A 12,136-nucleotide genomic window follows, 5' to 3' on the forward strand; every position below is an offset into this window, starting at 1 on the left:
ATAGGATAATTATCCAGTGATAAAGCTTAATATTTGAGGCTCACTGCTTATGGGATGTATAAGCACACTCGTTTTTGTAAATCTGCTAATACTTCATCGGGTATTTCTTTGATTTTAATATCCTTCCCTAGAAAAAGCAGCCAATTTATTATTTCCGTCACTTCATCGGGATTGTTAATATTGATAAAAGTTTTTAAAATGGCTGTGGATTGGTAAGGATTAGTATAAGATATTGAAATTTTTAAAGGATGGTATTTTTTGAACTGGGCAATTGCTGTCGGACCAAGTTCAAATACAAGGTTAATTGCTTCGTCCTTCTTACTTAGTTTTTCTAAAATCTTTTTCTTATTTAGCCTTTTGTTCGTCGTGTATGGTTCGATATTAATGAGATCATCGACAGGAAACATCATCTTCTTTTCTTTTTTTAAGTCAAACCCTTCAATGATCCAATGGCTTTTTTCTTGATAAAGGTGCAATAGATAAATTGGATAAGACTTGATTTCTTCATCTTCTTTCATAGTAATCAATAAATGGTTATCCAAAAGAAGGATTTGAATGAGTTTTTCTAACATAGGATGGGGGAGATCAGAAAGCTCAAGTAGATCGGGATTATGAGGGTTAGTCCCTTGGAAAAGCAAGAGTTGATTTAAAAGAACGAGATCATCTTGCTGGGTTTCTGAGATGAGTCCTAGTAGTTTTTCGGCTAAAGATTGACGACTCTTTAGGTAGGGAAGTTGTTGATTCCTCGTAGCCATAAAGGCAATAAAAAGAGCTTTCACTTCATTATCAGTAAAGCGAACAACGGGCAGGATAGAGTTGTGCATAACAAAATATCCCCCAGTCCTCCCAACTTCAGTGACAAGTGGCATTCCCATAGCTTCAATTTCTCTAATGTCTCTAATAGCTGTCGACCGTGATATGTTAAATTCTTGTATGATTTCAGAAATTGTAAAGTGGGAGCGGTTGTTGATATACCGCATAATTGTATTAATCCGTTCAACTTTTTTCATTTTAGTCTCCTAAACAGTATCATTTTTTGACATGGTTTAAAGGTATTATAAACGTATCAGATGAAAAGATAAATCGTTTGATTAATAAAACAAGAGGCAGGTTTTGCAAATGAAAAATTATACTATAGAAGAAAAAGATAGCTTTATTGTGTTAGGTATTGGAACTGAAATTAAGAGTGAATACACAGACTTTGCTGGAATAAATAAAGAAAAGGAAGACTTTTGGTCGGCTGTTAAAGAAGATGGAAGGCTGGACACTTTAAAAGCTTTAGCTACAAATGAATACATTTTTTCCGTGAGCGAAGCGGTGAATAACAAAATGATGTATTATGCGGGTGTCATGACAGAAGCACAAATAGAAGAAGAATCTAGAGTGATTCAGTTTCCGAGGGGAGAATACTTAGTAGTGAAAGGGGAAGACAAAACGGCTAAAGAGCTAAGTAATAAGCTTACTGGCATCGCCTTCGGTCAAGCTTTACCAGAAGCAAAGGATTTTGCCTATGTTGGTGGACCGAATACAACGGTTGAGATGGGACAGAGAAATGGCTTAGTATTTGGTGAAATGTGGATTCCGGTTGTTAGGAAGTAAAGTGATAAAAGGTGCGAATATGGAAAGTAGAGGCTAACGATCTTGTATTGTTGGCCTTTTTGAAATGAATATAATATTCATATACTGCTACACAGTATGTTCTGATAAAATGGAATAAAAGGGAATTCCTGTAAGGTGGTGGCAGATTGAATAAAAAAAGATTATTTGAGCTATTCATAGTAACGTTTGTTTTTCTATTCCTTCATGTAAGTACATTTACTAATGAAAAATTTAACGATAAATTGGGATCTTTTACTTACATTGTTTTATTTCTTATGCTTACTATCAACGCTATATTTATAGAAAGGTATTTTGGTGATATACAAAAGTGGATTCGAAATATTACATGTTGCTTTGCTTTATTCGTAGTGGTTTTAGTAGCTCTATGGATAGGTTATTTTTAGTCCTTACTTAAGAGAATGAGAAATATGTGATTACACTACATTTGATCCGATACTATTACTTAGCTGCATCGGTTTATATTAATCTTTTCTCTCCTCAATCATGATAAAATGTACAATAGGAAATTTTATGTAAGATAAAGAAGGAAGGTTTACGGTCAGCCTGAGTACTTTGCTAGCTTTTGCGCTTGTTTCACTTAGTATGGTGAGCCTATTTTGATTTATCTTATTTCTCATTCCATTACACAGGGGCGTATGGCAGGATTTATTTTTTTATTAAGCATCATGCTTGGATTTGTAATTCATATAAATGAAGCAACTTTAGTATTCACTCAAAAATCCATTGTCTATGAAACAACTAGATTTGTAAACGGCTTTAATAGAAAGATGTCTATTGTATTTTTTGCGGCAAGATTAAATAGCTTTTTTGTTACTTTACAATAAAGTATACTTAATATCAGTAATTCATGTAATTAGGGGTGGTTTCTATATTTAGAGAAAATACAAAAAGGATACTTCTGTCATTAGTAACAAATCCAATACTAATAATTGTATATGGGATTTTTTGTTATGAGTTGGCCTTATACTGTAAGTACGGAAGAATGAATTATAATATTTATATTATGTTATTATGTATAGTACTTTTTATATCCATAACTGCATTTACTACAATGCGGGTGATGAAAAATAGAGAATATAAATCTAAAAAATTAACTAATTCAATAGTATGGAGATCCATTTCTATTATCATTATTGTTACAATTACATCATTTTATGGGATGCAGATTTATAAAAGTGCAATAAATTACAATGGCAAATTGGCATGGTTTATAGAAAAGTTAAAACATGAAAGGTCAGTTAAACTTAAACATAATAATATATATAAATCTGGAGTAGAAGGTATTTTTGAAGATATAAATAAAAAATATCCTTTGCCAAAGAAATTGTATATGGCAACTGATTTTGATCTTACATTTCATTCAGATGGAACAATCACAGCGTTTGATACATTTGTTTATGGGAAAAATGTTGATGGGAAAGAAGAAACTTATTTAATCTCTTATAATAAGAAGAAATCAGAGGATATTACTATAATACGAGATGGATATGCAAAGCCTGATTATAATGATGATAAATTAGTAGAACCTTTAATTAAAACGGTTAAGGCGATCCCAGTTAAGCAAACGGTCAAAAAATGGAATGAAAGTAAGTATGGGTTGATTTATTATGGAAAAAGGAATTGGGGATCCAATACAGAGGGAATTATTAATATTACTGAGGATGGTAAGGGGCAGAGTCTTAAAAAAGCAGCTTCTGATATCATTGGATATACTGTATCTATATTTGTCCCTGGAAAAGAGCAAGAGCTAGTCCCTGCTAGATATAATTTAATAAGTGACGCAAGTTGGAGTAAATCAAAGACGCCTCCAAAAGAAGATATGCTTAAAGAGAAGAAACAACAAGATTTAAAGAATGAAAAAGAACAGTTTTTCCTATCGAAAGAAGTTGGTTATAAACTAAATATGACAGATAAAGCATTAGGGAGCGCCTTTTATTCATTAAGCAAGACTAGTGATGAAGGGAAAACATGGGAGGTTATCAATCCAGACCCATTTAATGGGGGGATTGGTAGTGTATCAGGAATCACTTTTATAAATGATAAACTTGGGTTTTTAGGAGCAATTAGGCCTTCTGGTAATGAAGGAGAGTTATATCGCACAGATGATGGGGGAGTATCTTTTAAAAAGGTAGAATATCCGCCGCATGAAGTGAAATTAGATCATACACAGTCCACAATAAGTCCTTTTGATTCACCTAGTATGCCATATGAGAAAGATGGGGTTTTTAATATGTTAGTTGGACAAGGGGCAGATGGAGACTACAATGGCGATAGTAGTGCACTTTATCAATCAAAAGATAACGGAGAGACATGGGAATTTGTAGAAGAAGTGAAAAAGAAATAATTGGAATGTTTTTTTGAAAAATAAGGTAACTACTCAGCTATACATTTTATTTAGAAGTTTGGTAAGGGGTATAATTCCAGCCATGAAGATAAAAATGGACCTATACCTCGCTGCTTTTCTTTGTTTTATTTCTTATGCTTACTATCAACGCTATATTTATAGAAAGGTATTTTGGTGATATACAAAAATGGATTCGAAATATCACATGTTGTTTTGCTTTATTTGTAGTGGTTTTAGTAGCTCTATGTATAGGGTACTCTTAGATCCTTACTTAAGAGAATGAGAAGTATGTGATTACAATACATTCGATCCGATAATATTACTTAGCTGCATCGTTTTATATTAATCTTTTCTCTCCTCAATCATGATAAAATGTACAATAGGAAATTTTATGTAAAATAAAGGGGGAAGGTTTATGGTCAGTTTGAGTACATTGGTAGCTTTTGCAATTGTTTCGCTTAGCATGGTTTGTTCACCTGGGCCTAATATGATTTACCTCATTTCCCGTTCCATTACGCAAGGACGTATGGCGGGATTTATTTCTTTATTGGGCATCATGCTCGGATTTGTAATCTATATAATCGCAACTATGTTTGGACTTACAGTTCTATTCGTTGCTGTTCCCGCTGTATATGAAGCAGTAAAGTGGGCAGGTGCTGCTTACTTGCTCTGGCTCGCCTGGAATTCGATTAAACCGGGTGCTACATCTATTATGGAACCTCGTATGATTTCTAATGAGCCACCAAGGAAATTATTTCTGATGGGACTCATGACGAATCTTCTGAATCCAAAGATTGCTATTTTGTATGTATCACTTCTACCTCAATTTGAAGATCCAGAGAAGGGATCGTTGCTTTTTCAAGGTGCAGTTTTGGGGCTTACGCAAATCACTGTTAGCTTTATAGTTAACCTTGTAATTGTATGTACAGCAAGTAAAATTGCAAAATGGTTTGGCACACGCCCAACGTGGCTACGAGTGCAGCGTTGGCTTATGGCAAGTGTTTTAACGGGGCTTGCTGTACGTCTTGCTTTTGAACGTCGACAGTAAGAGCCTCTTTACCGTCAGTTTCTATAATATAACCTAATAAATATTAATATAATTTATGTATAGTAGATATTTACCTTATAAAATAAGGGGGAATATTATGACTGAGACAAACGAATCTTCAGGAGTTAATTTGAAAAAAGATGTGAAGTTTTCTATTATAATTCCTGCGCATAATGAAGAAAAGTACATTAGAAAATGTTTAGATTCAATTGCAAAGGCATCAGAGGCATATAAAGAGCAAACGGAAGTTATAGTTGTTTTAAATCGTTGCACAGATAAAACAGAGGAAATAGCAAAATCTTATAATTGTGTTACATTGAAAAATAACGATAAAAACTTATCTAAAATTCGAAATGCAGGGGCTAAAATAGCTAATGGAGAAATAATCGTCACTATAGACGCTGATACCATAATGACAGAGTCTATGTTGTCTAATGTAGATAAATATTTAGCTTCAGGTACATACATTGGTGGTGGGGTAAATGGGAAGTTTGAAAGAATATCTTTAGGAATATTTCTCTCCGCAATGTTAATCATAATCCCCTTACTTTTTAAGTACGGAGCTATATCTGTAGGGATTTTTTGGTGCTATAGAAAAGACTTTATGGCAATCAACGGATTTAATGAAAACATGTTTATGGCAGAAGATGCAGATTTCGCTAAACGTTTAAAAGAGTGGGGAAAGAAAAATAATAAGAAATTCGGTACTATTAAAAATGGAATGATAACTTCATGCAGAAGATTTGATACATATGGAGACTGGACTTTACTTAAAAATCCAAAAGTAATTTTAGCTTATCTAAAAGGAAATGATAGAAAATACGCAGATAAGACATATTATGATAACCAAGAAAGATGAAAATGGAGAAAATCGGCAGAGGATAGCTAGTACTTTTTTAGATATGATGAGAATCCAACTTAATTTAATAGATATTATAAGAAAACCATCAATTTGATTACCCTTTTTCAAATTGATGGTTTTTATTTTTGAAATAAATATATATTTTTTTATAAAAATATTTTTTGACCCCCATAAAACTTTGTACTCCGCCGAATATGTATAGTGAAAAAAATAAATAGAAGAAAAATAATTAGGAAAAAATATAGAAGTATTAATAAAATTACTAGATTAAGTGGGCATTCGAAATAAAAGGATTAAATTACCAATTATATAGAGGAGAGTTATTCAAGGATTGCAGATAAAATAGAAAAAGAATAAGCAAAACGAACGGTAGAAAATAAGAAAGTAGATAAAAATACAAACTTAACTGTAGTGCCGAGAGAAAAGGAAAAATCATTAAGAAGACTTTAGACTCTAAAAATATAACTAACAGCAAGAAAACAAGACCGAAGAAAAGTACCAAGAAAATCTGGTTAAATGGTCACTTGTGTAGTGGCCATTTTGCTATTTGAAGGAGGCTGGGAGATTACAAGTGTTGAGTTTAGTAATGAAGATCTTAAGAAAACCAAAAATAGAAGATATCGTATGTAACATACAAAATAATGAAGAAGATAAAGAAGCATTTATCGTACAGTATCAGCCTTTTATTAGAAAATCAATCTCATCTGTCTGCCGCCGGTATATTACAGAACAGGATGATGAATATAGCATTGGATTGTTTGCGTTTAACGAAGCAATTGAACAGTATTCATATACAAAAGGAAAATCCTTTTTAGCGTTTGCTGATCTTCTTATAAAAAGAGATGTAATTGACTATATACGTAAGGAGTCTAAACATAACTTTGTCTTTTTAAAAGAAGATGAGCAAGAGGAAATGTTAGAAATGCAAGTGTCGCTTACAGAGTATATGAAAGAGATGGAAAATAGTAACCGTAAGGAGGAAATTCTTCATTTTCAAAGTGTGCTAGCTGAGTTTAAAATCACATTCTCAGAGCTTGCTAAAGAATCTCCTAAGCATCGTGATACGCGTGAGCACTTAATAGAAATTGTAAAAATTATTATAAAAGAAGAGGAAATGATGGAAGAGCTGTTCCGAAAGAAAAAGTTACCGCTTAAACATATTGAACCGCGTGTTAGGGTAAGTCGTAAAACGTTGGAACGACATAGAAAATACATTATTGCAATGTGTATTATTTTTGCAAACAACTATACATATATTCTGGATTACATAAGAGGGGAAAAGCATGATGAATAAAGGAATTGTGATGGATATAAAAAAGCATAGCGTAGTTGTTTTAACACCAAATGGAGAGTTTATTACGTGTAAAAGAAAAGGGGATTCTTGCATGATTGGGGAGGAAATCTCATTTGATGAGCAAGAACAAAAAGCATCGCATTTTTCGATCCCTTCCTTTTTAAAACCTGCATCAATACTTGTTGCTTGTTTTCTATTTGCAGTGCTGTTTTTCTACAACCAACCAGAAGAAAAAGTATTTGCTTACGTCTCAGTTGATATAAATCCAAGTTTAGAGGTGAGCGTAACGAAGGATTTTCGTGTTATAGATTTACAGGCTTGTAATGATGATGGAAGGCGTATTTTAAAAGAATTGAAGCAATGGGAAAATAAACAATTGCAAGAAGTAGTACGTACTATTATACAGCAAAGCCAAGAGGATAAGTATTTAACGAATGATAAGCAAGTTATGCTAACAGCAGTTGCAAAGGACAAGGCGCTAGAACCACAGTTAGAAAAGGCAATGAAAGAATTGAAGAAAGAATATGAGTTAAAACATATTACAGTTGAATATCAAAGTAGCACGATGCAAGTACGAGAGAATGCTAGAAAAGCTGGAATTGGCACAGGTGTCTATATAAAGCAAGAGAATGAGAAAAACAAATCGCTTACTCCTCCTGCCACGCCGCCTAATCCGGTGGAAAATGAAGAAGAGGTGCAATCACAGCCGGAGTCATCTCCTGATGCATCAATGGATTTATCTCCTGTAGACGAAAAAAAATATGAAAAGCAAGAGCAGAAAGAACAAAAGAAAACAGAGGAACAGCCATCGAAGCAAATAAAAGAAAACAATGGAAGAGAATCTCAGCAAGAAAATAGAGGGAATCAGCAGGAGAATAACAGTAGAGAATCTCAACAAGGAAATAATGGAAAGCAGCAAGAGAATAATGGAAGAGGATCTCAACAAGGGAATAATGGAAAGCAGCAAGAGAACAATGGAAGAGGATCTCAACAAGGGAATAATGGAAATGGGCAAGGGAACAACGGAAGAGGATCTCAACAAGGAAATAACGGGAACGAGCAAGGGAACAACGGAAGAGAATCTCAAAAAGGAAATAATGGGAATCAGCAAGGGAACAATGGAAGAGGATCTCAACAAGGGAATAATGGAAATCAGCAAGGGAGCAATGGTAGGGGGTCTCAGAAAGAAAATGATGGAAACGAGCAAGGGAACAATGGTAGGGGGTCTCAACAAGAAAATAGAGGCCACCAGCAAGGGAATGAAAAGAAGAATCAATAGAATATGGAAGTGAGAGATTCATTTCAAAGCTAAAAGGATTTCTCTCGCTATTGTGGGCAGTAAAACTCCCATCTCAAAATTTGGCTGGGGCAAAGAAGTTAGGTGGGAGTTGGGCTGCTTGTAAATGCCCAATTGGTGAGGGCTGATTAAAGTTGCACTTTATTATTTTATAGTTCTATTAAGAAGGAGTATGTGAAAAATATAATGGAGAAAAACATTCAACAAGAGAAAGATAAAGAAAAACCTGTTTTTTATGATCCGAAAGGAAGGAGAAATATAGCCTTTATTTGGTTTCTATGTATCTCAATAGTTAGTGTAGGTGTTGTATTCTATTTTTTCTTTCAAAGTATTTTTTCAACACCAGAAATTCCAAATATGAATACCGCTGTACAACAAGATACTAAACTTGTACCAATTAATCAAAAACTTAGTGATCAGCAGTTAAAGAAGGAAGAATTTAACCCAAATACCGAAACGAAGGATAATAAAAATTTGGTGAATCCACCGAAGGATAGTAAACAACCTAAAGAAGTGTATGGTTTTTATGTAAATTGGGATGAAAATAGTACCGCTTCTTTAAAAGAAAATATCGATTCCTTAACTACGTTAGTACCAGAGTGGTATCATTTAAAAGCAGATTTAACGATTAGAAGTGAGATAAAACCTGAGATAGTAAAGTTGGCAGAAAAAAATCAAGTGAAGATTATGCCTTTGCTTACTAACTATACTGAGGAAGCTTCTGGTCCTGATAGTGGGCTAATTCATAAGTTACTGAATTCCTCAAATGATGTAAAGACAAAGTTTATTAATGATTTAGTAAGCCAAGTTAAAAAGAATCATTTTTCAGGAATTAATATTGACTTTGAGGCCGTACCTGAAAGTGATAGAGAAAACTTAACAAATTTTATGAAAGAACTTACTACGGAATTTCATCAACATGATTTGCTCGTTACACAAGATGTTCCAGCTAATGATAAGGCTTTTGATTATAGTGCGTTAGCAAAAATAATAGATCGAATGATTGTAATGATGTACGATGAGCACTATGGAGCCGGGGAACCAGGAGCAATTGCTTCAAATAAATGGTTCCAACATACATTGAAAGAACTGAATATTCCGTCTAATAAGCTTATAGTTGCTTTCGGTAACTATGGATATGATTGGCAAGTAAATAGTAAAGAAGCTGCGAAGTCTTTAACTTTCTCAGAAGTTATGGCAATGGCTCATGATTCAAATATGAAAATTCAATGGGATAAAATGAGTGGAAACCCTTATTTTAGGTATAAAACAGAAGGGAAAGAACATACTGCTTGGTTCTTAGACGGTGTAACTCTTTATAATCAAGTGAAAATCGCAATGGACAATCATGCAAAGGGATTTGCGTTATGGAGACTAGGAGCAGAAGACCCTACAATATGGAAAGTTTTAAAAAATCCGATTGAGGCACAAAAAAATCCTAATGTATTACATAAAATCAATAGTTTAGATGAAGTAAATTATTCTGGACAAGGTGAAATTTTACAGATTGAGAATGAAAGAAAAAATGGATTGAGAGATTTTAAAGTAGGCAAAGATGGTTACCTTACAGATGAAGTATATCAATCCTTACCATCTGCATATGAAGTGCAACGATATGGAAAACCAAATGGGAAACAAGTAGTATTAACATTTGATGATGGACCAGACCCGAAATATACGCCAGAAATTTTAGATATATTAAAAGAGAATCAAATAAAAGCTGCTTTTTTTGTACTTGGTGAAAACGCACAACTAAATACTAGTATTGTAAAAAGAATATACGATGAAGGGCATGAAATTGGCAATCATACTTTCAAGCATCCTAACATAGCTGATACGTCTTTACTACGAACGAAAGTAGAACTTAATACGACGCAACGTTTAATTCAGGAAGTAACTGGACATTCTACGGTTTTATTTAGACCGCCATATGAAGCGGATGCTAACCCGGATTCATCAAATGAAATATTGCCTATTTTACGTGCACAAAATATGAACTATACAATGGTAGCGGAAAAAGTTGATCCCGAAGACTGGGCAACACCATCAACAAATGAATTAGTAAAGCGTGCTCTTAATCCCATTTATAAGGGAGAGGGAAATATTATTCTTCTCCATGATGCGGGAGGGAATCGTACACATACAGTAGAGGCGCTCCCAATCATTATTAAAGACCTAAAAAAGCATGGATATAGTTTTGTAACAATTTCAGATTTAATGAATAAAGAACGAGATGAAATTATGCCTCCTGTTTCTTCTGAGGGGAAGCAATATTTACTTTACAATAAAGCTGTCTTTTCAGGAGCTGGATATTTTAAGCATATATTAACAACTATTTTTTATATTGCTATTGGATTAGGGATTTTTCGATTTTTATTCTTAATTTATTTTGCAAGGAAGCAGAAAAGAAAAACGTTATCTCGCTATATTAATTCGTCCTATCAACCTTTTGTTAGTGTTGTCATAGCGGCATATAATGAAGAAAAGGTGATAGCTAAGACGATTCACTCAATTTTGGATAGTAATTATAGAGAATTTGAAGTTATTGTTGTGGATGACGGATCGACAGATGGTACGTCAAAAGTAATGAAAGAAACATTTTATAAACACCCTAAAGTTCGTTTCATTCAGAAAGAAAACGGCGGGAAATCATCGGCAATGAACCTAGGGTTTCAACAATCGCGAGGAGAAATCATTGTCACTTTAGATGCGGATACTATTATTGCGCAAGATGCTATTTCTTTAATGGTTAGACACTTTGAAGATCAGAATGTAGCTGCAGTTTCAGGTAATGTCAAAGTGGGGAATAGACGGAATTTGTTAACTACTTGGCAACATGTTGAGTATATTACAGGGTTTAATTTAGAACGTAGAGCTTTTGATGAGTTAAATTGTATTACAGTCGTTCCAGGAGCAATTGGGGCGTGGCGCAAGAAGAATGTAGTTGAATCTGGATATTTAAGCGAAGATACATTAGCAGAAGATACCGATCTTACTATTACATTTTTACGTCAAGGGCATAGAATTGTATATGAAGAAAAAGCGCATGCTTTTACGGAATCACCTGAGGATGTGAAAAGTCTCATTAAACAGCGATATCGTTGGTCATATGGTACACTTCAATGTCTTTGGAAACATCGAAAAGCGTTGTGTAATTCAAAACATAAAACGTTAGGGTTTATTGCACTGCCTAACATGTGGTTATTCCAATATGTTCTGCAATTCATTGCTCCTTTTGCAGATATATTAATGATTATAGGACTATTTAGTAGTAATCCGCTAAAAGTTTTAGGATTTTATTTTGTATTCTTTTTAATGGATCTTCTCGCTTCTCTGTTCGCATTTAAATTAGAGGAAGAAAATCCGAAACCATTAGTATGGTTAATTTTACAACGTTTTATTTATCGTCAATTTATGACTTATGTTGTCATTAAATCTATATTCTCATCGCTTCGAGGAGTAGCGGTAGGGTGGAATAAACTAAAGAGACTGGGGAGTGTTAAACATTCCACGGAACATAAGGAGGCATCATAAAAGAGCGGACTATTGAAGTGACCCCTAAAAGTTAGACACGGTTATTTCATTAGGCAGCTTGATAAAAGTGAGTCCGGTATTGTACTGGGCTCATTTTTAATTTTGCCTTAATCCGTTTCGTATTATAATAATCTATA

General features: G+C 33.8%; 10 protein-coding genes and 2 pseudogenes. 10 read left to right on the forward strand and 2 right to left on the reverse strand.

Annotated features, from left to right (window positions below):
- Positions 1-47 precede the first annotated feature (47 nt).
- Positions 48-1,010 carry an HTH domain-containing protein gene (locus tag H6481_RS21650; RefSeq protein WP_182813195.1) on the reverse strand — a complete coding sequence of 321 codons (963 nt, stop codon included), beginning with the start codon at positions 1,008-1,010 and terminating at the stop codon, positions 48-50.
- 109 nt (positions 1,011-1,119) lie between these two features.
- Between H6481_RS21650 and H6481_RS21655 the strand changes: the two genes are divergently transcribed.
- From H6481_RS21655 to H6481_RS21700, 10 genes and pseudogenes are all read left to right on the forward strand, one after another.
- Positions 1,120-1,599 (forward strand): GyrI-like domain-containing protein, encoded by a 480-nt coding sequence (locus H6481_RS21655; protein WP_002195671.1) that lies wholly within the window; start codon positions 1,120-1,122, stop codon positions 1,597-1,599.
- 146 nt (positions 1,600-1,745) lie between these two features.
- Positions 1,746-2,003 carry a DUF3963 domain-containing protein gene (locus H6481_RS21660; RefSeq protein ID WP_001036214.1) on the forward strand — a complete coding sequence of 86 codons (258 nt, stop codon included), beginning with the start codon at positions 1,746-1,748 and terminating at the stop codon, positions 2,001-2,003.
- A gap of 199 nt (positions 2,004-2,202) precedes the next feature.
- Positions 2,203-2,309: pseudogene (locus tag H6481_RS28960) on the forward strand (LysE family translocator); the annotation flags it as partial.
- 170 nt (positions 2,310-2,479) lie between these two features.
- On the forward strand, positions 2,480-3,964 hold the full coding sequence (locus tag H6481_RS21670) for a glycosyl hydrolase (protein ID WP_081366353.1): 1,485 nt from the start codon (positions 2,480-2,482) through the stop codon (positions 3,962-3,964).
- Between the two features lie 116 nt (positions 3,965-4,080).
- A pseudogene (locus tag H6481_RS21675) lies at positions 4,081-4,227 on the forward strand (DUF3963 domain-containing protein); the annotation flags it as partial.
- A gap of 152 nt (positions 4,228-4,379) precedes the next feature.
- Positions 4,380-5,012: a LysE family translocator gene (locus H6481_RS21680; protein WP_023522590.1), complete on the forward strand. Its 633-nt coding sequence runs from the start codon at positions 4,380-4,382 to the stop codon at positions 5,010-5,012.
- Positions 5,013-5,109: 97 nt separating this feature from the next.
- The gene (locus H6481_RS21685) at positions 5,110-5,871 is read left to right on the forward strand and encodes a glycosyltransferase (RefSeq protein ID WP_182813199.1); all 762 of its coding nucleotides are present in this window, start codon (positions 5,110-5,112) and stop codon (positions 5,869-5,871) included.
- 574 nt (positions 5,872-6,445) lie between these two features.
- Entirely contained in the window at positions 6,446-7,168 is a 723-nt protein-coding gene (gene sigI / locus H6481_RS21690) for an RNA polymerase sigma factor SigI (protein ID WP_002082432.1), read from the forward strand.
- The gene (locus H6481_RS21695; protein WP_182813201.1) at positions 7,158-8,447 is read left to right on the forward strand and encodes an anti-sigma factor domain-containing protein; all 1,290 of its coding nucleotides are present in this window, start codon (positions 7,158-7,160) and stop codon (positions 8,445-8,447) included. The genes sigI and H6481_RS21695 overlap by 11 nt, the downstream gene beginning before the upstream one ends.
- Before the next feature lie 204 nt (positions 8,448-8,651).
- Positions 8,652-11,999 carry a glycosyltransferase gene (locus H6481_RS21700; protein WP_182813203.1) on the forward strand — a complete coding sequence of 1,116 codons (3,348 nt, stop codon included), beginning with the start codon at positions 8,652-8,654 and terminating at the stop codon, positions 11,997-11,999.
- Between the two features lie 49 nt (positions 12,000-12,048).
- Here the strand turns inward: H6481_RS21700 and H6481_RS21705 are convergent.
- Positions 12,049-12,136 (reverse strand): IS3 family transposase (locus H6481_RS21705; RefSeq protein WP_139358419.1); only part of this gene is annotated, 88 nt, incomplete at its 5' end.

This window comes from Bacillus sp. ME78 (genome assembly GCF_903970865.1).
In the GTDB taxonomy this organism is placed as follows: domain Bacteria; phylum Bacillota; class Bacilli; order Bacillales; family Bacillaceae_G; genus Bacillus_A; species Bacillus_A cereus.

Coding starts and splice junctions, on each gene's coding strand:
- H6481_RS21650 (WP_182813195.1), bottom strand. CDS start 1,010: ATGAAAAAAGTTGAACGGATTAATACAATTATGCGGTATATCAACAAC.
- H6481_RS21655 (WP_002195671.1), top strand. CDS start 1,120: ATGAAAAATTATACTATAGAAGAAAAAGATAGCTTTATTGTGTTAGGT.
- H6481_RS21680 (WP_023522590.1), top strand. CDS start 4,380: ATGGTCAGTTTGAGTACATTGGTAGCTTTTGCAATTGTTTCGCTTAGC.
- H6481_RS21685 (WP_182813199.1), top strand. CDS start 5,110: ATGACTGAGACAAACGAATCTTCAGGAGTTAATTTGAAAAAAGATGTG.
- H6481_RS21695 (WP_182813201.1), top strand. CDS start 7,158: ATGATGAATAAAGGAATTGTGATGGATATAAAAAAGCATAGCGTAGTT.
- H6481_RS21700 (WP_182813203.1), top strand. CDS start 8,652: ATGGAGAAAAACATTCAACAAGAGAAAGATAAAGAAAAACCTGTTTTT.